The sequence below is a fragment of the Butyrivibrio fibrisolvens genome, from assembly GCF_037113525.1.
GTDB lineage: Bacteria > Bacillota > Clostridia > Lachnospirales > Lachnospiraceae > Butyrivibrio > Butyrivibrio fibrisolvens.
In genome coordinates, this window is sequence record NZ_CP146963.1 from 4262368 (window position 1) to 4287278 (window position 24911).

The window sequence follows — 24911 nt, forward strand, 5'->3', positions numbered from 1 at the left end:
GATATTCTCCTATTCCAGTTTATCGTCTTCTTCCTGCTTTATTCCTGCCTGACGGTTCTTGTTATGAACCTCAGGGTCTTCATATTTATCCATAAATGTATGTCCCAGACGGATCTTTTTATCTGCAAAAGATATACCGTTAAGATCTGTGTATACCGTTACAACATTCTCGAAATGTATATTGTCAAAATAATCAAGCATTTCCATCGGCATAGATCCATCAAATACGATATCATCAGGGAATACTGTCCTATAATCCAGAAGATCTCTGGGATGAGGTTTGATGAATATCTGTCCTTTGGCCTTATATACTTTTGCTATATCCTGGAAAATCCTTGTTCTCGTTTCGAGATCGCAAAGCGGATCTGTAAGTATCAGGGTTCTTTCACCTGCTCTCATATCTGAAAGCTTATCTACAACATCATTTATATCTTTTACAAACGCTGATAGTATAAGCTTTTTGTCATCACCAGTAAGACGATCGACAAGTATTTTTCTTGGAAGTTCAACATAGTAAGGGCAAGGCATTTCTATCGCAGCTATATCATTAACTTCCATATCCATGCAATATTTGCCGTAACCATTTTGAACAAATATCAGATTCAATTTTTTGGACATAAAAGCCTTAAGTCCAAAATGACCTCTATTATCAAATCTGGCTGCATCAAAGTGAACAAGGCAATTAAGCCCGTCTTCAAGTGCATGATACCTTATATGATTCTGATTCAGATAATATCCTATGGGATCTGAATCACAAAAAACATATACTTTTTCATACTCTTTCAGATTCACAGGAATATACGGTTCTTCAAGCTTTGCAAACTTTTTTGTATATTTTATTCTCTGGATAAGATTAGCAATGATGTTTCCTTTATCCTGCTTATATCTTGCAAGTTCCGGGAAAAATGTATCTTCTTTTTCATCAAAGATAATGACTTTACCAAACAATCCTGTAAGTTCTGCTCTTAACGCAAAATCTCCAAAATTGTTAGACATTACTGAAAGCATAAGGTCAGCATGTCCTCTTTCTTCTTGTGGTAATGCAAGTTCCTTCAAAAAAGAAACATATGCATGATAAAAGGTATGGCATATATATATTCGTTTACTCATGTTTATTCTCCAGCTCCGGTGAGCTCGTAGGTAGTCCAGTTTTCTTCGTGGGCGACCTCAGTTGCTTCAGTCAGGTTATCGTTAGCATCCACGAGCATCTTTATCATTTTATCCTGATTCTCATCATCTGCGGCGTATACGATCACCTTATCAGATGACAGTATGACTTCATCATCGATCACCGCATCATTTTCTTCACTGACAAAGTAGACTTTGGGGTATTCCAATATCTCATTAGTAATCCACCAGACTTTATCAGGTGTGGCGCTGTTATACAGAATAACGGCCGGAGTGTCGCGGTTATCTTTTGCGTAGTCGACTTTTGCACCCTCTTCCTCGTATAAAAAGAGGATGTTTTTCCCCGAAAGGTCGCAGGTTGTAGCCCACAATATAAGTAAGGCACAAAATGCATAGAGGATTACTTTTCCGAAAGTTTCGAGGTTCTCTTTTATCTTAAGAGGAAGGAATTTCTTTGTTTCAAGTTTTAAAGATATTTCGTACAGGACGAGTTCTAATGCGGTTATGATGATCAGGATATACAACCAGTAAACGGGCATTTCGTATCTGTTGGAGGTTGCTCCGAGGAGGAGGCCTGTTTTAGCAACTACTACGAAATAGGCGCAGCCTGTGATTACGAGCATCATGTATTCAGAGCTTACTCTTATACGAAGTAGGATAAAGCATACAAGTAGCACTGCCGCGAGCACAAGGAATACTCCTGCGAATACGCCGTCATTCATGAGGCCTGCGAAGAAGAGAAGTCTTGATGGGAAGTTAGCGAGGGTTGAAAACTCGTTTATGGCTTCTGTTCCTCTGTAGCCTGCAAATATGTGGGCTGCTGCCGAGGGGTATGTTGCTACTGCAAGAAGGAGTGATACCACGCAGCTTGCAACATATACCAGGCCTTCATATATTTTCTTTGATATCTTAACTTTATTTCCTGATCTTCTGAATAAAAGCCATATGGTAAAGCACATGCCGATGAATACGAAGAATATCAGGTAGTAGTAGTGGGTCAGGAATCCTAGATATGAACAGATCATCACAGGAAAAATATTTTTTAGCCAGAACATAAACATAGATTTATGGCCTGATAAAAGGATGGTGTTCTGAACTGCTCTTGTTGCCTGAAGTAGTCTTATGTGAAGGAGCGCGCAGCATATGATGAAAGCTGTCATCCACATGTACATTCTGGTGAACATCACAAAGGATATGGTCATGGGGTTAAAGCCCCAGATTGCAAGTACCAGTAGCTTCGTTACGTCCGATACCCGCAAAAGCTCCATCAGCATAAGAAGCAAAAACCATGAAAGCGTAAAAGCGATCATGTTGACCACGATTCCAAGCCATTTAGAAAAGAGTCTTGGGAGTATGGAACATGCTGTATGCAGGATATCATAGTAAAGCGGCGGATGTACGTCCCAGGACTGCACTGTAGAAACCAGGGAATAGTTAAATCCCTGACCGGGGATTACTACGAATTCATCCTTAATGGTGCGTGTATCCTGCCACTGCCTGTCAGTCACGAAAAGACCTGCTGTCCTGTTTGAAGAAAAGTAGGAATAATACTCGTCTTCGTGGAAGCCCTGTTTTTTGGCGCCCACAAGAATGCACACAAGAAGCTGCAATACAAGAAGTATATATCCAATTGTTTTATATCTCGCTTTAAAGCTGCTTTGATCCATTATTAACCTCATGCAAAACACAATAGCAATTAGCTTTGCATCTCACATTACCCTTTCATATATGTATATGTGAATCTCATAACCCGCGTATCTTCGCATGCAACACTCTGACTGTCCTTGCATTACTTGTAAAAAGATACAAGTATAATCTCTGCCTTCTGGACAGATAAGGATTCGTCTTGATCTCCTTCTTATGCTCCTTAACGAATCTGCATACATCCTGATAAAAGGCGTTATCCTTAGTCATTTTAGAGATCGGTATATGCAATAAGTAGTCGAGCCTTTGTACCAACGAAAATCTCATTGTGTATTCTGAAAGATCCGGGTACTTGTCCCTCGCAAACGCAGTCACTTCATCAGAATTCACAACTATATCAGTAAATACTCTGGGAAAATAATCTTTGTCTTCTGCTTTCTTCCTTGAATTCGATCCGCTTCTGTAAAAAACATGGTAGCCTGTATCTGTAGTAACAACTACTTCTCTAACATCAGGGAGCATATGGTACAAGAGCCAGAAGTCTTCATTGAGGACTCCCTCAGGGAACAACCTCACATTCGAACCATCTGAACTATTCTCTTTCACAGATTCTTCTAATCTTCCATCAATATCAAAAAGCGACCTTGCCGTAAGCTTAGTACAAAAAGACGCGTCGCCTTTATGCATAAGAAGCTCTTTCAAAAAGCCCTTATCTGTATAGATAGTCTCCCACTGCGGAACTTCTACAACGTTAGGAAGTTTTGATCCGTCTTCTGCGATCTCGTCTCTTCCTGTCTGAGCCATTAAAGCATTATTTCTAACAAGAGCATCAACAAGTTTTTCGTACATGAAAGGCTCTACATAATCGTCACTGTCAACGAAGCCAATGAAATCGCCTTCTGCCTTTGAAAGGGCGTAGTTCCTTGCTTTGGATGATCCGCCGTTTTCTTCATGAAGAGCTGTAACATTATCGTACTTTGATGCAAGCTCGTCTATGATCTTGCCGGTGTTATCTGTTGAGCCATCGTCTACCACGATAATCTGCGTTAATTCTTTAGGATAAGTCTGATTCACAACAGACTCAACGCACCTTGTTATGAGATTTTCAATATTGTAAGCCGGTATAATAACCGTAATCTTGGGTTTTCCCATTACTTCCTCACTTATTCTCCGCCACAAGCTTCTCGTCCTGTTTCTCCACCTTCAGCTCAACCTTATGAATCTGCGCATAAAGGTCTTTTCCCATAAGAAGGATAATCCCCAGTAGCAGGAACGCAAACACCACAAGATTAGCCGTCGTAAGCGACGACGATGCCCCCCACAAGAATCTCGTATAAGTCACAAGCGTTATACCCTGGAGCATTATCGCGATGCAAAGGCGCTTAAATCCAAACATTCCGTATATAAAAGCAAATACTTCCGCAACGTATCCATACCTTTCATGCATGCATGGGAGGCAGTATACTACAAGCTGGCTCACAAACACAACCAGTGTCAGGTAAAAGAGCCTGCTGTCCTTGAACTTGCGATTGTAGAGATAAAAAGCCAGCACTCCAAGGAGCATGATGGTAACGAATTCTCCGCAGGTGATTATCATCTGCCTAAGTTCCTTATTGATATCCGAATAGATGATAGTGTAGATGTTCGGATAATTCATTGTAAGCCTTGAAAACATGGATACCTGATGGCCATATATTCCAAGAAGTGATCCAAAGGTTCTTCCAACAGGTTCGAGCACGAGAGTGTCTCCTGTTGCCGCAAAGTCTGATATCCATGACACATTACCTGTGTCAGTAAGTGCTTCAATGCTTACTGTAACCTTTTCCGGTACGAAGGCTCCTGCTATAGTAGCAGGGATTATTACAAGAACGTACATTGCAGGCACAAGTAGCGCGTAGCGTATCTTGGTTTTATTTCGAAGCCATGCGATTATAAGTACCGGGGCAAAAAACAGTGCCTGCTGCTTCCAGCAAAATGCTATGGCGAAATATAGCCACGTCCTTACATCTCTTTTTTTGATAAAAGACAAAAAGCTAAGCAGAAGGAACGAGGTATAAATAGCATCGTTCTGAGCCCAGGCCGCTGAGTTAAGGAGCATTGTAGGAATCACAAGTATTACGCCCATTGCCATAACGGACTTATGGGTATCATGTGTCATCTCATACATGATCCTGAACACGGTAACTGCAGCAACTATATCAAAAATGCAGTCTGACATTTTCACAAGGAACATGTCATTGCCGCCGCCATTATTAAAGAGGTTCAGGAAGACAAGCAGATACTGATACAGGCAGTTATAGTCAAAGGTTGACAGATGGTCTGCGCCTCCCGGCTCAACTCCAGTATAGGGAATTCCTGCAGCGTGGCAGTTTCTTATCTCAACCATCCAGTCTGCAAATGCCATCTCATAGTCGCCCGACATCATCTCGAACACGGCAAACCTCGCCATAAGTCCCATCATTATAAGAGACACGGCAAAAAAGATGTCGATGAACTCCATGGTGATCCCGAATATACTTATCTTTTCATGTAAAAATTTATCTATCGGCCGCATAATTTAACCTCATATAATGAGTTTGAAAATAGTATATTTTCAAACTCATCCCAGCGCATGATATATCTCAAGAAGTCTCGCATAATTTATATCCGCATCATGCGTCATCCGCGCATGCGCACGTGCATTTTCACAATACACATCAGTTATAACTTTCTCTTCCCATATCTGAAGTATAGCTTCCGTAAGCCCCTTAACATCCCCCGGCTCAAACAATATTCCATCCCGTCCGTCGTCCAGCATGCTTGGAATTCCGCCCGTCCTTGAAGCTACAGTTGGAACGCCTAGGAGCATTGCTTCGCCGACGCTGTTAGGAGAATTCTCAATAATAGACGGGCATACAAACACGCTTGCCTTAAGGTACTGCTCCTTCATCTGCGCGGCAGAAAGCTTTCCAAGGATAGTAACATTATTCTTAAGATGTCCCTTTGCGATCAGGATCTTAAGATATTTACCATAGGCTGATATTCTCATAAAAAGAGGATATCTGCTTCCTTTTATCTGCACTCCGTTTTCATTTGGAACTGTAACCGTCTTTCTGTCTATTCCGCCTATTATGCTGTTTCCTGCAACATAGACGTGGGTATCAGGATATTTTTCAATAAGAGCAGGAAGCGCCTGAAGTATAAAATGAAATCCCTTTAAAGGATAATCTCCCTGCGACAGGAATATGGAATGAGGCACAGCATCCGCTTCCTTCCAGGTTCCTTCATAGAAGTCCTCTCTCATTGTTTCGTTCATGTAATGGTACTTGGCTTCAGGGTTGATCGCAAGTACTGCTTCTCTGTCAAAAGAGGTTCTGCCTGTAATGTGACCTGCAAGCTTTATCATATTTATCTCATTCTCGCCGCGAAGTCTGAACTTAGCCTGCTGCTCCATAAGAGAATCATTTTTAAGTCTGTCCCTCAAAGTAGCATCTTTTCTAACATTCTCAGGAAGGTCTGCCATATACTCATTTGCAATAGCCGTGCAAAGACCCTGAATTCCAAGAAGAGTTCTTTCAGGCTTTCCAAAAGCTTTGATCATTGCAAGTGAATGAGGAAACTCAGTTCCAAAGATGTGGACTACATCAGGATCATAGTCTGATATTATCTCCTGAAATCTTGTCTCAAGCTCAGGCTTATAAACTTCAGGTGTATTAAGATCTTCATGGAAAGCATAGAACACAACACCGTCTACTTCTTTTTTGTCCCACTTTTCATGCTCAGGCACAGGGAAGCATACGGCAAGATCTATGTCGCATTTCCCCATTTTTCTCTGGGCAGATATCTTGTCAAAAGAACCTGAAAGCCACCCTTCACGATTCGTATATTCAATTCCTTCATGCCTTGCAAATGCAGGAAGCATGATATTACAAAGCCATAAAACTTTCATATGGTTACCTTTACCTTGCATTTATAACTTTTCCTTAAGCCATTCATGCCTTAGATTCAAGCTATGTGGTTATTTCCTTTTATATAATGCGCTTTTAATGCTGTTATAAAAGCGTGCTGTCTTAGGATTACGCGCGATCCTGGTACGAAGAGGAGCCAGCGTTATCATCCTTATAAAGTCATACTTTAAGACCTTGCTCCTTGGAAGGTACCTGTTTACGATCAAGGACCTTTCGCGCTCTGATACAGCTTTTGCATTTCCGCTTTCAGAATATCCGCCGCCTTCGTAATCAGCCACAGTAACCGGTATATAGTGTGTCTGCGCCTTATCTATATATACGCAGCGAAGGAAATGCTCATAGTCAGCCCTTATGTGCCAGGTTGTATCAAAGTGCTCTGCCAACATGAGCTTGGCATCATAAAAGCATGCCTGATGGCAGGGAACATTCCTATAGCATGCAAAGTCGTCCATCTTAGGATTTGATGCCACAACCTGCCCTGTCAGTCTTTCATATATATCGCCGTAGAAGATGTGCTTTTTATCCTTATCAGGCCCCGCCTCCGCAATATGGTCATGTATCTTTTGAAGAGTGTCATTGTCCTTAAGATAATCGCCGCAGTTAAGGAAGTACACATAAGAATCCGTATCCTCAACAGGAAGTATGTTAAGCGCCGAATTCATAGCATCATAGATTCCTGTATCCTTCTCCGATACAAGCACAAACTTCCCGTCAGCAGATGCCACGCTTTCCTTATCGATAGAAAGCTCATCCCTAAGCTTATCGATGGATCCGTCTGTAGAAAGGCCGTCTTTAATATAAACCTTCCATGAATCAAAGGTCTGCTGCCTAATACTATCTATAGTTTTTATAAGCTCATCGCCTGCATTAAAGCTTACGACTATTATCTGAAAAAAAACTGACATATATGATCTCCTAGTCCAGGATCTGGTACTCAAGCGGCACCATATCATTAAGTAAAAAGGTATTGTACGGCAGGATCCTTACGCCATCTGCCGGTGCCTGCTTCCACATGAATATCAAAAAATACAAAAGGCATGCGATCAAAACAGCAAGCTTAAAGATCTTCTTTTTGGTCTCATCCTCAATCCGTTCAAGTATTGAAGGTACAAGCAGTATCTGCGTTACAGTAAGGTAATATCCTATTCTTGATATTACAGGAATAAAGCTGCAGAACACGTACAATATAAGCGCCAGAGTATTGCACTTAACATATATGATGTTCATCCTGTCATCTTTGATCTTGTCCCTGTACAAAAAGGCAAAAGCAAGTACTGCAATGCATCTTGCTATAGATATAAGACTTGTTCCGCCTTCCAGCATGTCTGTATCCTGATATGACGGGTATACTATCAGAAGCAGTTTAAGATAATAATCCTGAAGGAAAAGAAAACTAAGACACACAATTCCTGTAGCAAGTCCCATCCACCTCTTCCACTTAATACAGCATGCTGGGTACAGAAAAAGGATCACAAGGAGCGATTTGTGAAAGCATGCTCCAAGAAGAACTATAAAAACAAACCTTGGCCAGTCACCTTTTTTAATGTAGCTAAAAGCAAGAAGGGCAGCTCCAAGCGCCAGATAATATCTTACTGTTGATAGAGACTGGAAATAGTAGCTAAGAAGCATGAACATAAGAAATGACCAGCGAAAAGACTGACTAAGATCATTCATTGCATACATAAAAAGCAGTACTGTGACAAAAGAAAATATCGCAAAAACAAGAATATAATTTTCATATCCGCTCAGGAAATAGATAGCCCACACAAGGATGTTAAAACCAACTTCTGTCGGCACATAAGCATTTGCATATATCAAATGCATAAAATTCGTATATTTGGCATAGTCGTTACCAACATTAAGCCTAAGTGCAGACACCGCAAAAAGCATGATGAAGATACTCACCATGCTAATTATATTCAGCACATGCTGACGAGAGCGCATATTGTAAACGAAAACATACTTACCCTCTCCTTCAGGAATCACCTTTCGTACATTAAAGGCAAGTCCTATAGTCACAAGGGTCAAAAGGAGATAAATCCACATATAGTCCCCAGATCCTCCTCCTTACTAATCTATCTTATAAATATATTTATTTCTCGGCGTTCTTAACGCCATTTGCAAATATCTTAAAGCACTCGATAAAGGTCTTATCCTTGACCATCTGTCCCCTGTTCTTGTAAATAAACCTAAAGCCAAATACAAGGGCCATGCATCCATAAAGATAGTGATACAAAACGCCTCTGTCGTAGAAGAACTTATAAGTATATCCTTCAAACCATGTAGACTTACGCTGGATCTCTTTGCCAAGAGTCACATTGGTCTTATAGATCTTCATTTTTTTATCAAGACACTGCTTTAAGAAAAGAGAATCTTCTCCATTGGAATATCTTGCTCCGCCGCCAAAAAGCTGGGAGAAAGTAACGCCGCTCTTAAGGAGCTTATCTCTTCTTACCGCGATACTGTAAGCGGGATATCTTCCATAGTTGTACCAGCGAACGCGTCCGAAACTCTTGTTGTAATAAGTCTCTCTTCCTTCTGACTGCTTGATGTTAAAAAGGATCATATCAGCCTCGGGATGGGCAGCAAACTCTTTTATCACATCTTCTTTATAGCCTTCGCGATAAAGGATATCCTCATCTGAAAAAAGGATTATGTCAGCGTTTGCATGGGTAATAGTAATATTACGGGACTTACCGACTCCTCGCTCATTGCAGTGGAAGCATCTGATAAGGTGAGTCCTGTAATTGTATTCTGAATAGGCAAACTCGTTGCACTGATTAACTATAATAGCATCACACTGAAGGTTCATAGCTGCTGCAAGTGTAGTAGTATTTTGGTCTACAGCAGAAATCAACACTTCAAGTTCAGGAGCTTTATTATCTTCCATACTTTACCTGTCCTCATATTTGTAAGGATCAAAAAGCCACTATACTGATAATATATGGCTTTTCTCATTTATTTTATCCGATAATACCACTTCAAAAAGCCCATATCTGCTTTAGTAACGATGATACCAAGTACAGGGCAGTCATGCTTATGAAGCTGGCTGATCATGTGCTCTACAAAAGCGCCTCTTCTTTCACCTGCAGGAACTAATATCACAACACCCTCGCAGTCAGATGCTTCTCTATAAGACTCAAGTGTGGAGCCCGGAACAGGCATAGCTTCTATCTTCGTTCTGTCAAAGTTGAAGGTACCCTTAACGATTTTTTTAAACTCTTCTACAGATTTTGTGGCATCCTCTGATCCTTCTACGTCGCTTGCAGATATTACTGCTATAGAAGAATGAGATCCAAGAATCTTTTTACTGCAGGCCAAAAGTTCGTTCTTAAATCTGGTAGGAAGTTCCTGGCCGTCTCCAGGCATAACTCCAAGTACCGGCATATGATACCTTTTTTCTGCATCCTCAGGAACATATACTGCATCATCCATGGCATCCATAAGCATCATAGCCATGATCATAAGAATCACAAATATTCCTGCGCCAAGCGCCGTAGCCACTACTGTTCTGTCTGTTACAGCTTCAAGTTTGGCCGATTCATCTTCTCTTTCGAGCTTAATAGAGATGAATTCATCTCTTTTCTGACCATAGGATATAAGGGCATTGTCTGTAGCAATGAGGATCGCCTGCGCAAGGTCCTTGTCTGCATTGTTGATGGTGATAACAAGATATCTAAGGTCTGAAGGAACAGCTGCAGTAGTACTTCTAAGAACTTCATCTCTTGTAACACCGCCTTCAATGGATCCGGGAGTCTCACTTCCGGATGCAAGTTCTGTTATTCCCATCTGCTTGAGATTGTCCATGGTGGTGTTGACAATATCATCCGTTGTCATGAGCTGGTTCCAGGTATAACCATTATAGTGATCGTATACTTCTCCGCTTTCATCAGGAGCAAAGATAAGATACAGCATGGAAGTTGTCTCATAAGTCCTTGCCGGTCCATAGATCACATGGGAAGCAAAATACAGGATGAAACCAACAACAGCTCCTATTACTGCCGCAAGAGGTAAGAGCCATATCTTTCTTACAAGTCTTCCATAGAAGCTTCTGATATTCATGTTTTCACTTCTGTGTCCGGTATCTTCAAGTGCCATCAGTTCTCGTTCTCCTCGGATTGTTTTTTCATGGCTGTGATCTGATTCTCATCTACGCCTTCTGTTGCATCAGGTGTAAAGAGGATCTTGATAGTAAGGAGCATAAGCTTTATATCAAGCCATACAGAGTAGTTCTGTATGTAGAAAAGGTCGAGCTTTAATTTATCATAAGGAGTTGTGTTGTACTTGCCATAAACCTGCGCGTATCCTGCAAGTCCGGCCTTAACCTTCATTCTGTATGCAAACTCAGGCATCTCTTCCATGTACTGCTCTATGATCTCAGGTCTTTCAGGACGCGGTCCGATAAAAGACATTTCGCCCTTAAGTATGTTAAAGAGCTGAGGAAGCTCATCGATCCTAACTTTACGGATAAAGTTACCGATAGGTGTGATCCTTGAATCGTTCTTGGATGCAAGGCGGGCAACACCGTCTTTTTCCGCATCCTGTCTCATACTTCTGAACTTGATGATCTTGAAAGGCTTCTGGTTTACAGTACATCTTACCTGCTTATAAAATACAGGACCTGCGTCATAAAGATGTACGCATATAGCAGTTATAAGCATGATAGGGCTGGTGAGCACTATCAAAATGAGTGAACATATGATATCGATAAACCTCTTTACGATCCTCTGCTCAATCTTGATGGAATACTCTCTAAGAAGAAGGATAGGAGTATCGAAAAGGTGGAGCTGATCTGATCCTCTTACTAAAACGTCAGTGATCTTAGGCATGATATACATTCTTACAGAATGAGCATAGCAGAATTTTACAAGCTCATTTCTCTTCTGGGTTGGTATATCCCAGATGATAACGCCGCCGTAAGCTTTGCTAAGACACTCTTTTTTCAAAAGATCCATATCAGCATCTATATTGATCCTCTTTGTGATATGGAATCTGTCAGGTCTTGAACCAAACTTGTGCTCAATGTCATCCGTCGGATGATTGCCTGATATGAGAAGAAGTTCTCTTGGCATCTGCACAAACTTTTTGTACAGAAAGTCCACAACGTAGGTCCAGACAAAAGATAATGCAAGTTCAATAAAAAGAACCTGGATGATAGGTCCTGTTGAAACAAGCCAGTTTCTCATAAGTGAGAGCTGGAAGTAGGAAATGATATTTACGATAAGGAGTGTAAAAATCTGTGATAAAAATACATCCAGAGGCTTGTCATATCCAACTCTTAATCCTCCGTATGTACGTGAAAAGAAAAAGAGTAAGCTGAAATAGATGAGCAGGACTACGATATGTCCGTTCATCGTGTATTTAATACCATTACCAAGTACGTAGCCATCCTGACTGATTCGAACAGATGAAAGTTCCGGATAGTATCTTCCAAACCAGAACCATGCATATACCACTGTTTCAAGGATGAGTTCGCACAGGCCGATGATAAGTGTAATAATTCGTTTTGTAGATTCAGAATAACGTCTGCGTGCCATATAACCTTTCTCCTGCACCTATATAATGCGTGATCTTTTCGAAGAAGATGCCCTTATATATCCTCTTTTACAAGGTACATAGGTCTTTTCTTAACTTCGAGATATGTCTTGGACAGGTACTGTCCGACAACTCCAAGGCAAAAGAGCTGTACACCGCTTACAAGCATTATGATGCAGACCATTGATGGCCAGCCGCTTGTGGGATCCTGCCAGAAAAGACTTCTTATAAGGATAAAGAGTATTCCTACAAAAGCTATGGCGCAAAACAGTGTTCCGATAATGGATGCAATGGCAAGCGGAACTGTTGAAAATGCTATTATTCCATCGATTGCATATATAAAAAGCTTCCAGAAAGACCACTTGGTCTCGCCTTTTTTTCTTTCGATATTTTCAAATTCGATCCACTTGGTATCAAAGCCTACCCAGCCGAAGATACCCTTGGAAAAACGGTTATATTCTTCCATGGAAAGGATCGCATCAACAAATCGTCTTGTCATAAGACGATAATCTCTTGCTCCGTCTACGATCTCTGTCTTGGACATCTTGTTGATAAGGTGATAGAACCTTCTTGCAAAGAAGGACCTGATAGGTGGCTCACCTTTTCTGTCAACGCGTCTTGTTGCAACAGAATCATAGCCTTCATTTACTATATAGCTGTACATCTGTGGAAGAAGTGCCGGTGGATCCTGAAGGTCAGCATCAAGCATTACTACATAATCTCCCTTTGCATGCTGAAGACCGGCATAGATAGCAGCCTCTTTTCCAAAATTTCTTGAAAAGCTTACAAAATGGACTCTGTTATCCCTGTCTATAAGCTTGTGGACTTCCTTCGCAGTACCGTCCTTAGATCCATCATCTATATAAATGATCTCAAAATCAACATCTTTACCCTTGAAGAACTCTTCTGTCTTCATAAGCTCTTCATAAAAATCCGCCACGTTCTCTTCTTCGTTATAACATGGAACGATCACGCTAAGTAGTTTCATAATTGTCCTCATTTATTGTTTAATATTTTTCCAACCCCAATTGAACACACAATCCTCACCATATTATACCATATAATAGCAAATTATAAATTCAAGAATGCCTTAAATAAGCGGAAAAAGCACAGAGGCAGGGCTAAAAGTTGTCTATCTGACAAAATTTAGCCCCGCCCCTGCGTGAGAGTTATGTATCGTTCCTGAGTTTTGGTTTAAACAAAAGGTGTTTCCGGCGTTTCTTCTGCCGGTTGCGCTGTATCGTCTTCTACAGCTGCCTTTTCATATGCATCAAGGATCATCGTTTGGATCTGCTGGCGTGTGTCGGAATTAATTGGATGAGCTATGTCACGGTATTCACCATCCGCCGACTTTTTGGATGGCATTGCAATGAACAATCCTTTTTCGCCTTCGATTACCTTGATATCATGAACTACAAATTCATTATCAAAAGTAATTGAAACTACTGCTTTCATTTTGCCCTGTTTAAGAACCTTACGAACACGTACATCTGTAATCTTCATTTGTTTTGCCCCCTCGTAGGCACTTTTGGCATTCATGCAATCAAGTTGTCATGCGCCGGATGAATTTATACTCAGATGACATATCTCTCGTTATTCTCTACCACCACCTGAACTTTGTCTTCTCCTTTACAATAGGAGTTGGCCTGTATCGTGCCGTGACTTTCCACAATACAGTTCTCGATATGAGAGTTATCGCCAATATAAACATCGTTTAGGATGATGGAATTCTTAATATAGCAATTATTTCCTATGAAGGATTCTTTGAATACCAGTGAATCCTCGACGGTTCCGTTAATGATGCATCCGCTTGAGATAAGGCTGTTCTTGACTCTTACGCCGACATTATATTTTGCCGGAGGAAGGTCGATAACCTTGGTGTAGATACTCGGATACTCATTAAAGAAATAGTTCCTGACTTCCGGTTTAAGGAAATCCATGTTGGTCTTGTAATAATCTTCAACTGTAGCTATGTTGGACCAGTATTCCTTGATCTTATAGCCGTAGATACGTTTCATGTCTTTGTATCTGACAAGAATATCACGTACAAAATCAAATCTTTCTTCAGCTTCAGCCTTCTCGATAAGTTCGATGAGCTGTCTTCTGCGGATAACGTAGATACCGCAGGATACTGTGTTTGATTTAGCTACAACAGGCTTTTCCTCGAATTCATCAATACGGCTCTCTTCATTCATTCTGATAGTACCGTATCTGTCGGTATTAACGTCTGCAGGCATATCCTTACATACTACTGTGATGTCAGCCTGCTTGCTGATGTGATATTCAAGGAGCTTGTTATAATCCATCTTGTAGACACAATCACCGGATGTGATTATCACATAGGGTTCATGACATTTCTTAAGGAAGTCGAGGTTCTGACCAATTGCATCCGCAGTACCTCTGTACCATCTTGAATTACTAGCAGTCTGGGTTGGTGTGAATATGAACATACCACCCTGCTTACGTCCGAAATCCCACCATTTACTTGATGAAAGGTGTTCATTAAGTGAACCCGCATTGTACTGTGTTATAACTCCAACTGTCTGAATGTGAGAGTTGGACATATTTGAAAGTGCGAAGTCAATACTGCGGTAATGACCTGCTATCGGCATTGCGCATACAGCTCTTTTCTCAGAGAGCTCGCCCATCTTGGAGCTGTTACCACCTGCCAGAATAATTCCTATTGCTCTCATGATTCATCACCTGCCTTATCCAGAGTCTTGCCGCTTGAAAGCTTTCCATTCTTGTAGTCTTTGGCTTCAGTAACGCCGTTGATCATTACGTTCTTACCGATCGTTACCTTATCCGGAATCACAGTTCCTTCACCGAGAGTAACAAGTCCTTCCCTGTATATATCTGGCCTCGTTTCGTTAGGCGCTTCCTCACCATCACCAAGCTTTACATAAGAGCCTACATGGCACTGCTCAGCGATGATCGCTTTTTCTATATTACTGTTCTCTCCGATCTGTGTACCATTCATTATGATAGAATGGCTGACAACGGTTCCTTTACCGATCTTAACACCGCTGCCTATTACGGAGTTGTAAACTTCACCTTCGATCTCAGATCCTTCACCTATGATACTTCTTTCTATAGTACTGTCAGGTCCGAGGTACTGCGGAGGCTGAACGTCATTCTTGGTATAGATCTTCCAGTATTCTTCATAGAGGTTGAACTCAGGAACAATATCTATAAGCTCCATATTAGCTTCCCAATATGAAGTAAGTGTTCCTACGTCCTTCCAGTAACTGTCAAATTCGTAAGCAAAGAGTCTTTCGCCCTTGCCATGGCAATACGGGATAATATGTTTACCAAAATCAAGTCCAGGCTGGTCACGGTTAACTGTGAGAGCCTCTTTGAGTGCCTTCCAGGAAAAGATATAAATACCCATTGAAGCAAGGTTTGAACGTGGATGCTCAGGCTTTTCCTCAAAGTCTACGATCTGGTTCTGATCATCTGTGATCATGATACCAAAACGGCTTGCTTCTTCCATAGGAACAGGCATAACTGCGATAGTAACATCTGCATTATTAGCCTTATGGAAATCGAGCATTGTCTCGTAATCCATCTTATAAATATGGTCACCGGAAAGGATCAGAACATAATCAGGATGATATGCTTCCATATACTCCATGTTCTGATAGATCGCATTAGCAGTACCTGTATACCATTCACTGTTTCCAACTTTCTCATAAGGAGGAAGAACAGTTACGCCACCAAAATTACGGTCGAGGTCCCAGGATATTCCGATTCCGATATGTGAATTGAGCTTAAGAGGTCTGTACTGTGTAAGTACGCCTACGGTATCAATTCCAGAATTAATACAATTACTGAGTGGGAAGTCTATAATTCTATACTTTCCCCCAAATGAAACTGCCGGTTTAGCCATCCTATCAGTGAGGACGCCCAATCTGCTACCCTGCCCCCCTGCGAGCAGCATGGCTATCATTTCCTTTTTAATCATCTTGCCACCTCGCGTATGATGTCGATTTTGAACATTTCTGTTCTTTTAAAATTGTGCATTAGCACTGAAAAAATAATGCGGAACTATATTGCAGCCTGATATTGCAGAACGTGACTGCAACGGTAGAACTATGGTAAAACATAAAGAAACGAAGATGCGAAATATCTCCGATTAAAAGTATATCACAGAATGTGCCATTATGAAACGTAAAATCGCAATAATTCATTTAATCATTTACTTAGGCTTCTTGCATAGGAAAAGATATAATTTAGTTTTAGCCGGTGGCCGGATATTATATATAATATCCGGCCACCTGTTAAATTCTATTTTTAGGCGTTTTTCGATGTGTGACGCTTCGGTGTGCGAAGTTAACGTCATTTATTGCTTATTTAACAGTCTGATAGAGATTTGCTATAATAAGGCCTGGTACACTTTGAAAGTGCACGAATTTTTCAACTTCAGGAAATCTTAGATTCTTGAATTGGCAATTCAAAACGCGGTACACGAAATAATTTATCTATAATATAGTAGGAGAATAAATATGAATATATATATTTCAGGAATATCTGGAACCGGAATGGGACCACTTGCTTTAATGGCCAAAAAAGCCGGAATAAATGTTTATGGTTCCGACAGGAGCCTTGGTGCAATAGCAAATGAGCTTGAAAACGCAGGAATTGAGTACCAGGTTGGTCCTCAGGATGGCACCTATTTTTCTGAAAAAATAGATTCAGTTGGAATAGACTGGTTCATTTACACTTCAGCTCTTCCTCAGGATCACCCTGAACTTGTTATGGCAAGAGACAGAGGAATCAAGGTATCAAAGCGAGATGAACTTATAGCTAAGCTGGTAAAAGATCTTGACCTTAAAATGGTAGCTATAGCCGGAACACATGGTAAAACAACTACTACATCAATGCTGGTCTGGGCAATAGACAAGCTTACAGATGATAATAATAACAGGCTCCTGCCCTCTTCATATCTTGTAGGAACCACTCTTTCTTTTGTTCCATCCGGATCCTACAAAGAAGGGGACAAGTTCTTTATTTATGAAGCGGATGAGTACGATAGGAATTTCCTTAATTTCCATCCATGGGTAAGCTTAATAACCTATGTATCCTACGATCATCCTGATATTTATAAGACAAGGGAAGATTATGAACAGGCTTTCATACAGTTTGAGGACCAGTCTGAGAAGGTAATCTTTGCAACTAAAGAAGCTTCCATCCACGGCGTAGACGTCCTTAAAGCTAAGGGCAAAAATCTGCAGATCATCCCAGGGATCGATCAGCGTATCAATCTTTCAGGAAGTCCAAGAAGAGAAGATGCAACCACAGCATTTTTTGCCATAAAAGAAATGCTTAGTTTCTGCGGCAAAGAGGTTTCCGATGAAAGAATCCTCTGCGTTTTAAACGAATTCCCAGGAGTAGGACGTAGATTCGAGCGTATATGTGAAGGCTTTTATTCAGACTATGCCCACCACCCGGAGGAAGTAAAAGCTACAATAGATATTGCCAAAGAAGAAGCCAGGAAGCTTTCCAAAAAGGGCGTTGTAGTCATTTATCAGCCCCATCAGAATACCCGCCAGCACGAAGTAAGGCACCTGTATAAGGATGCTTTCGACGAAGCGGACAAGATATACTGGCTTCCTACTTATCTTACAAGAGAAGATGAAAGCCTTCCTGTTATAACACCTGAGGAGTTTATAGCTGATATAAGTGCAAAGGATAAGGCATTTGTAGCTGAACTTGATGATGACCTTGCGGAAAAAATAAAGGCAGACCACAGCGATGGGTATCTGATTATACTATTAACTGCAGGACCTGCGGATAAATGGTTCAGAAACGTAGTAAAATAAACTGATTCTTTTCAGTGGATTAACGCACATGCCCAAATATACAACTATTTCCGACTTTTGAAAACATTAGTTAGCTTTAAAAATTTCTTTTGCAAAATTGCACTAAAGGAAACTTGTTGATAACAAGGGGTGCCGCAAATGTGTAAAGAATCGGCAATCACCAAGATGGCAAATGATTTTTCCACATTGTCCACATTTTAAACCGGATTTTTGGAGCGAAAACCTTTAAGATAACAACCGTTACATTCACATCCCCAAAGGCTTGTAAATGTGGCGGTTCTTTTTTGAAACTTCCACATTATCCACCGTCTCCACACTGATTTTATAAAATCTTTTAGCAAGCTACGCAAGGAGGGCAAATCGTCTTTTTGCCTATTTGCACGAAAAAATCCCTGTGCTATACTCTGAATTGTTCGGAGGTATTCAAAGCCGAACACTCAGATCCAAAGCGGATCTATCTAAATGTTTTTTTCACAGTATAAGGCTCATGTTTTATTTTTTACACAAACGAAGTGCCTGGCTTGTAGGGAGGAAGACATTTCGTAAAATTTGTGACACCAAAGGGGACACTAGCTTATGATGGGGAAAGTGACAATGAGTCATCACACAGCGGCCAGCCAGACTGCTGTTACCAACGCATTTATTGATTACTATATGGGAGATGCCAATGATGCTCAGATCAAGGTTTACCTTTACCTTCTGCGCATGATGCAGGCAGGACTTTCTACCAGCGTCTGTGATATCGCTGATAAATTCAATGACACCGAAAAAGATATAATGAGAGCCCTTACTTATTGGGAAAAGAAAGGACTCATAAGCCTTGAGTATGACGGGGCAGGTCATCTTCTTAGCATTTCTTTAGAAGATATTCCGGAAGTCCATGACAGCGCTAAAGTCACTGTTATGCCCGGATCAAGAGCCATCAAGGCAAGTTCACCTGCTACTCCTGCAATTGCTCATCGTCCTAAGAAATCAGACGAGAAAGAGAATCAGCAGCTTGTATTCCTTGCAGAGCAGTACTTTGGCAGAACTTTAAGTCCCGCTGATATCCAGAAGATCTTCTATATACATAATGACCTTGAGTTCTCTATGGATCTTATGGACTACCTGATGCAGTACTGCGCTGAACAGGGCAAAAAAGACTTCCGTTATATGGAGAAAGTCGCTGAGAACTGGGCAGAGGCAGGAATCAAGACTACTCGTCAGGCAAAAGCAAGAGCAAGAAAATATAATAAGAATGTTTATACCGTTATGAAGGAGCTTGGATTTGATAATACTCCCGCTCCTGCAGAAGCTGCATATATAGAACGCTGGTTCAACGAATATGGCTTTTCTCTCGAAATCGTTATCGAAGCCTGTTCAAGAACAGTTCTTTCTACACAAAAGAACAGACTCCAGTATGCAGAAGGTATATTAAAGAGCTGGCATGAATCTAATGTGTCATCTCAGGAAGATATAACTAAGCTCGACCAGAGTCATACCGTAGAATCTTCAGATAATACTAAAGCTTCAAAGAAGACATCAGGCAAGAACAACTTATATCTTCAGTTCCAGCAGAACACCTATGACTTTGATGCTTTAGAAAAAGAACTAATAAAAAACTGAAATATCAAACGCAACAAGCAAACCAAACTTCCCAGCTATTATGGGGAGATGCTTAAGACTATATAGGAAGATTCCGCTGAAATAATCCTCGATCGTTATCCGTACGAGGAGTGCCCAGGGGCATCGTATGTTGAAACGTAAAACCACTTTACGTCTTCGATAAATACAATGCGAACAACATAAGCCCCTACGACGAGTGGCAAGGTAGAGCGAGGATTATTTCAGCGGAATCTTCCGGCCACAACTATCAACTTCCCCATAATAACCGGGAAGTTTGAACCAAAATACACCTCAGGGAGCAGACCATTGGCACTTAATAACGCGCAATATAATGAAATCATGCACGAGTACGAGATCAAACAGCTTAAGAGCCGCGCAGAGGCAGACAAAAGACGCGACTATGTTTACGCTCATGTCCCGGGATACAGGGAACTGGATCAGTCGATTCCCTCCATTTCGGTTGATTTTGAGATAGGGAGGCTATCAGGTGACAATCAGAGCATGGATGTTCTGAGGCAAAAGCTGGCTGCTGTCATCGCACGCAAGAAATCCCTGCTGAAGGAGGCTGGTCTTCCGGAAGACTATCTCGAACCTGTATACGAATGTCCTGACTGTAAGGACACAGGTTATATAGGTACTGGGAAATGCCATTGTTTTCAACAGCGCACAATTAAGCTTCTCTATGCTAAGTCCAATCTGGAACTGTTGACCAGTACAAACAACTTTAATAAGTTGTCGGAAGAGTATTATGGAGGTGATGATCTAGCGCATTTTCAGGCAGCGGAAAAAATCTCTAAAAGCTTCGTTAAAAACTTCAGAACAGACTACCAAAATATAGTTTTCTATGGTACAGTAGGAACCGGTAAAACCTTTTTATCTATTTGCATAGCAAAGGAACTGCTTGATCAGGGAACTGCCGTGATATATTTCAGTAGCAGCGACCTTTTCAGACAACTTTCGGATTATGCATTTGATTATAATTCAAAATCCGAACTTGAAAACCTTTGCGATTACCTTTACAATTGTGAATTGCTGATAATAGATGATTTAGGTACAGAACTTACAAACTCCTTTGTTATCGCTCAGTTGTTTACTATCCTAAACGAGAGAGACTTAAGGCATAGATCTACTATTATTTCAACTAATCTCTCACTACAGGAAATACATGGCAGATATCAGGACAGGGTATTTTCACGTATCATGAGTCATTTCCAGCTTCTTAAATTAACGGGTACAGACATACGTCTGCAAAAAGCAAAAAGGTAAGTTTTGGGAATACTGTTTTCAAGTGAAAGTGAGGATTTTTTTCAATGCCAAAAAGAGAAGAAAAACGTGATCTGGAGACCATTCCGGTAGGTTCCCTGGGAGTTATCCCCCTTAAGGGTGTCAGGAAACTGGCTGAACAGGTAGATTATTACCTTGTTAAATGGAGGGCAGAACGTGAGAACGAGCACAAGGGGAGTCTCGCATTCTCCGGTTATGAGCGTCCTTCATACCTTCTGGATTGTGACCTTCCAAGATTCGGAACCGGTGAAGGTAAAGGTGTTATCAAGACTTCTGTAAGAGGTGATGACCTTTACATTCTGGTAGATGTTGTTAACTATAGTCTGACATATAAACTTTTTGGCAAAGAAAATCATATGTCTCCTGATGATCATTATCAGGATTTAAAGAGAATTATTGCAGCTGTTGGCGGTAAGGCACGCAGAATCACAGTGATCATGCCATTCCTTTATGAGTCACGTCAGCACAAGAGATCAGGACGCGAATCCCTCGACTGTGCAATCGCGCTTCAGGAACTGACATCCATGGGTGTAGATAACATTATCACATTCGATGCACATGATCCTCGTGTACAGAACGCTATTCCGCTCAATGGTTTTGAAACAGTTCGTACAACTTATCAGTTTATAAAAGCACTCCTGCGCAATGTGAGCGGCCTCAAGATTGATTCGGATCATATGATGGTAATAAGCCCTGATGAGGGAGGCATGGGCCGTGCTATATATCTGGCCAGCGTACTTGGCCTTGATGTAGGCATGTTTTACAAGCGTCGTGACTACACTCAGGTAGTTGACGGACGTAACCCGATACTGTCCCACGAATTCCTGGGATCTTCAGTAGAAGGTAAGACAGTTATCATCATAGACGATATGATCTCTTCCGGGGAAAGCATGCTTGATGTTGCCGCAGAGCTGAAAGAGCGCAAGGCCGCCAGGATCTACGTATTCTCGACCTTTGGACTCTTCACATCAGGACTCGAGAAGTTTGATGAAGCCTATGAAAAGGGCATTATCGACAGAATCCTGACGACCAATCTGATCTATCAGACACCGGAGCTTCTCTCACGCGAATGGTACATTAGTACTGACATGAGCAAGTATATTGCTTATATTATCGACACACTTAATCATGATGCTTCTATCAGTGATCTTCTTAATCCTGTAGAACGTATCAATTCAATCATAACTCGTTACAATAACGGAGAATTAGAAGAATTCGCAACACTGAAAAATTAAATTTTTTCAGTCAAAAATCAAGTTACGAAAAACTTACACCAACTTTTAAAGGACCATCACTGGGGAGTGATGGTCCTTTTATTTTTCGCTGTGCGAAGTTTGCGTTGTCATTGCATCATAGATTCTATGATTCTATAAATTCTCGTTTCTATTTGTACAGATACGTCAGGAAATGATTTCCGTTTTCCTCAAATAAGTCTATAGAATCATTCATTCCATTCTTATAAACGCTGGCTGTTCCCTTAGCAGGATTAAAGAGGACTATATTCTGGCTGTTAAAGCCTATAAGAAGCATAGCGCTACCATCAGATAATCTTACCATTACAGGGATATCCTGATTAAGGTAATAGAGCATAGCATTCATGTCGCAGCCATCATATTCAAGGATAGTCGCTCCAGGAAGACTCTGCGCAAGGATCTCTTCTGCAGTACTGCCCTCTTCAAGCATCTTTCCAACATCAACATTTATGCCTTCAAATTCAAGCATAGTCCTCAGGCACACTTCTGTAGAATTATCAGCACTGTAATTCTTATCTTCTACATTATAGGTTATGCTCATGATCTGATTACTTGTAAGAAGGTTACCAGAATACCATACGTAATCGTTAGAGTTATCCACTATAACACCCTTGCAGGCGTAAGCCTTATTAAGAGCATCAGCGGCATCTACCGTGATATCCGTAACCTGGTCCTTGTTATATACAAAGAACATATTGTTTTCTGTACTGCTCTTTTCAACAGGTACTTCCCTGCTTCCTTCATATAATGTCTGAGAAGGAGTCAGCACCTTAAGAGAAGCCGCTGTTACTGAGTTCTTAAGGCTTATCCTTGCAGTAAGCTTATAAGCATCAGTATTTACATATTCAAGAATGTTAGAGCCTTCTTCGACTTCAAGCGTACTCATGATCTGGTCCTGAGTTGACTCCTCGTAAAAGCCTGTTCCTTCATTCCATTTAACTCTGGACAAGATGATCTGATTGTCCTTAATGAGAGTTCCTACAGTAAAGTTACCCTCTGACTTATAGTTTTCAAGAAGTCTTCCCTCTTTGTCCTGTATTCTAATTGAATACATAGCATATACAGGATTACCCATCTGATCATCATGGATATCTTCTTCTTTGACAACGCCATATACAAGGTCATCGTCCATGTATCCAAGAAGGATTATATACTCGCCGTCATCAGGCTCAATAGTAGTAACAGCCTGAGTTGCAAAGTTCATGATATTTATGGACTTAAGGCCGTCCCTGCTTGACTTGTCCTGCCAAGCTATCATCTCTCCTGACTCTGGCATCTCATACTCACAGCCAAGCATATTGCTGATGACTGATTCATAGGTCCTGCCTTCAAGATCAACTGCCAGCAGGTCGCTTCCAAGTATTACATAGAACTGGCTGCTGTTACCAAGTGTAGCGATCTTTTTGGCATATGCCATGATAATGTCTTCAGACTGATTACTCGGGATAAAGACCTGCTCTTCTACAGTATTGGTGGATGCATTGTAAGCATAAACCGCAATACCGACTTTTCCCTCATGAATTCCGCGGTTCATATATCCTGCAACAGAGAAATATACGTTACCCGCTTCATCGATATTCAGGATCTGAATCGAGTTACCCTGATACATGCATCTTGTATCATTATTATTTTCATCATAGAAGCCAAAGATAAATGCAAGTTTATTATTTGTAACATTGTAGGAAAAGAGTCTGTCCTGACATACAAATGCAAATGCTGATCCGCCCTCATTTTCAGTAAATTCTATATTGTCTGTATCAGCTATTCCTAAACTTATCTCTCCGCCGTCAAACTCAGATTTATCAGGCGTAAAAATGCTATCCATCGTGCGTTCATAGTTAAGAAGATAGATCCTGTCTTTGGTGTAGCGCACTCTGAAATACTCTTCTACATTGCAGGTATATTCTTTTTCTCCACCTACTGTCACCTGATACTTAAGAAGAAAGCTTCCTGTCTGCTTGTGAAGATCCACAGTCAGAACTTCAGGATCAGTATGGGACTTAATCTCAAGATCACCCCAGGTGACCTGATTTAAACTTGAATTGATATTAACCTTGGCATATGAAGTATTATCACCTGATGAATTAGACTCAAGATATGTCTTTATTTCTTCAGGAGCTTTTTCTTTGTCAAAAGTAGTCTCTGAAAAGTGCTTTACAAAATCAAGCTTCTCGTCAAAATAATAGCGCTCTTCATCACCTGTCCATACGATCCTTGAAATGTATCTGACAGTCTGGTCATTTACGTCAGCCATTATCACAAGAGCGTATTCTTTATTTTCATCTATAAGGTCTTTTATCTGGAAATTAAGTGTTACAGTATCCTTCGCAGCACTTTTTGAAGCGCTGTCTATCTGGGTGCTTTCAACAAGGCTGCTGCCGTCAAGAGTTCTTACTTCGAATTTGAAATTCGTAGCATCCTGACCATACAGATTCATCACTGCAGTTATTTCCCTGTTTACTCCTGTGGGGAAAATAGTACCATGTATGTACTTTACATCCATTTCAGATGTATAACCATAAAGGGTACACAGGGAATTTTCATTTTCAATTAAAGACAATGTCGGAAGAGTCGCCAAAGACATCTGAGCAGTCATATCACTTCTCTGATGATTAGTAAAACGACTTATCAGAATAAGGCTCAAGATAAAAACTATGATTATATATATGATCTTTATTATCGTCTTTTTCATG

At 40.9% G+C, this 24911-nt stretch carries 19 protein-coding genes; 4 read left to right on the forward strand and 15 right to left on the reverse strand.

Annotated elements, in window-relative coordinates:
- Positions 1 to 9 precede the first annotated feature (9 nt).
- The 14 genes from WAA20_RS18155 to WAA20_RS18220 all read right to left on the reverse strand — a co-directional run bounded on the left by WAA20_RS18155 (position 10) and on the right by WAA20_RS18220 (position 16218).
- Entirely contained in the window at positions 10 to 1110 is a 1101-nt protein-coding gene (locus WAA20_RS18155; RefSeq protein ID WP_073386553.1) for a glycosyltransferase family 52, read from the reverse strand.
- 2 nt (positions 1111 to 1112) lie between these two features.
- Positions 1113 to 2795, reverse strand: a complete 1683-nt coding sequence (locus WAA20_RS18160) for a hypothetical protein (protein WP_073386555.1) — start codon at positions 2793 to 2795, stop codon at positions 1113 to 1115.
- Between the two features lie 76 nt (positions 2796 to 2871).
- On the reverse strand, positions 2872 to 3924 hold the full coding sequence (locus tag WAA20_RS18165; protein WP_073386557.1) for a glycosyltransferase family 2 protein: 1053 nt from the start codon (positions 3922 to 3924) through the stop codon (positions 2872 to 2874).
- Positions 3925 to 3931: 7 nt separating this feature from the next.
- Entirely contained in the window at positions 3932 to 5326 is a 1395-nt protein-coding gene (locus WAA20_RS18170; RefSeq protein ID WP_073386558.1) for a hypothetical protein, read from the reverse strand.
- Positions 5327 to 5371: 45 nt separating this feature from the next.
- On the reverse strand, positions 5372 to 6700 hold the full coding sequence (locus tag WAA20_RS18175) for a glycosyltransferase family 4 protein (RefSeq protein ID WP_073386560.1): 1329 nt from the start codon (positions 6698 to 6700) through the stop codon (positions 5372 to 5374).
- 69 nt (positions 6701 to 6769) lie between these two features.
- Positions 6770 to 7624: a glycosyltransferase gene (locus WAA20_RS18180; RefSeq protein ID WP_073386561.1), complete on the reverse strand. Its 855-nt coding sequence runs from the start codon at positions 7622 to 7624 to the stop codon at positions 6770 to 6772.
- 10 nt (positions 7625 to 7634) lie between these two features.
- Positions 7635 to 8765, reverse strand: coding sequence for an EpsG family protein (locus WAA20_RS18185; protein WP_073386563.1), 1131 nt, complete (start codon positions 8763 to 8765; stop codon positions 7635 to 7637).
- Positions 8766 to 8811: 46 nt separating this feature from the next.
- Entirely contained in the window at positions 8812 to 9609 is a 798-nt protein-coding gene (locus WAA20_RS18190; protein ID WP_073386564.1) for a glycosyltransferase family A protein, read from the reverse strand.
- Positions 9610 to 9677: 68 nt separating this feature from the next.
- Positions 9678 to 10817, reverse strand: a complete 1140-nt coding sequence (locus WAA20_RS18195; RefSeq protein ID WP_073386565.1) for a hypothetical protein — start codon at positions 10815 to 10817, stop codon at positions 9678 to 9680.
- The gene (locus WAA20_RS18200) at positions 10817 to 12256 is read right to left on the reverse strand and encodes a sugar transferase (protein ID WP_081373731.1); all 1440 of its coding nucleotides are present in this window, start codon (positions 12254 to 12256) and stop codon (positions 10817 to 10819) included. The genes WAA20_RS18195 and WAA20_RS18200 overlap by 1 nt, the downstream gene beginning before the upstream one ends.
- A gap of 53 nt (positions 12257 to 12309) precedes the next feature.
- Positions 12310 to 13242, reverse strand: a complete 933-nt coding sequence (locus WAA20_RS18205) for a glycosyltransferase family 2 protein (protein ID WP_073386567.1) — start codon at positions 13240 to 13242, stop codon at positions 12310 to 12312.
- 206 nt (positions 13243 to 13448) lie between these two features.
- Entirely contained in the window at positions 13449 to 13757 is a 309-nt protein-coding gene (gene spoVG / locus WAA20_RS18210) for a septation regulator SpoVG (RefSeq protein ID WP_073386568.1), read from the reverse strand.
- A gap of 71 nt (positions 13758 to 13828) precedes the next feature.
- On the reverse strand, positions 13829 to 14947 hold the full coding sequence (gene glgD, locus WAA20_RS18215) for a glucose-1-phosphate adenylyltransferase subunit GlgD (RefSeq protein ID WP_073386570.1): 1119 nt from the start codon (positions 14945 to 14947) through the stop codon (positions 13829 to 13831).
- Entirely contained in the window at positions 14944 to 16218 is a 1275-nt protein-coding gene (locus WAA20_RS18220; RefSeq protein WP_073386572.1) for a glucose-1-phosphate adenylyltransferase, read from the reverse strand. The genes glgD and WAA20_RS18220 overlap by 4 nt, the downstream gene beginning before the upstream one ends.
- Before the next feature lie 541 nt (positions 16219 to 16759).
- Here WAA20_RS18220 and WAA20_RS18225 point away from each other — a divergent pair.
- The 4 genes from WAA20_RS18225 (at position 16760) to WAA20_RS18240 (ending at position 22200) form a co-directional block, all read left to right on the forward strand.
- A complete protein-coding gene (locus WAA20_RS18225; protein ID WP_073386574.1) occupies positions 16760 to 18076 on the forward strand; it encodes a Mur ligase domain-containing protein in 1317 nt (438 codons plus the stop codon).
- Between the two features lie 576 nt (positions 18077 to 18652).
- A complete protein-coding gene (locus WAA20_RS18230) occupies positions 18653 to 19681 on the forward strand; it encodes a DnaD domain protein (RefSeq protein ID WP_242951157.1) in 1029 nt (342 codons plus the stop codon).
- A gap of 306 nt (positions 19682 to 19987) precedes the next feature.
- Complete coding sequence (locus WAA20_RS18235) at positions 19988 to 20947, forward strand: ATP-binding protein (protein ID WP_073386576.1); 960 nt, start codon at positions 19988 to 19990, stop codon at positions 20945 to 20947.
- A 44-nt stretch (positions 20948 to 20991) separates the two neighbouring features.
- Positions 20992 to 22200, forward strand: coding sequence for a ribose-phosphate pyrophosphokinase (locus WAA20_RS18240; protein WP_073386578.1), 1209 nt, complete (start codon positions 20992 to 20994; stop codon positions 22198 to 22200).
- A gap of 148 nt (positions 22201 to 22348) precedes the next feature.
- On the opposite strand, the gene WAA20_RS18245 is transcribed toward WAA20_RS18240, so the two are convergent.
- Positions 22349 to 24910 (reverse strand): hypothetical protein, encoded by a 2562-nt coding sequence (locus WAA20_RS18245; RefSeq protein ID WP_073386580.1) that lies wholly within the window; start codon positions 24908 to 24910, stop codon positions 22349 to 22351.
- Position 24911: the final 1 nt, after the last annotated feature.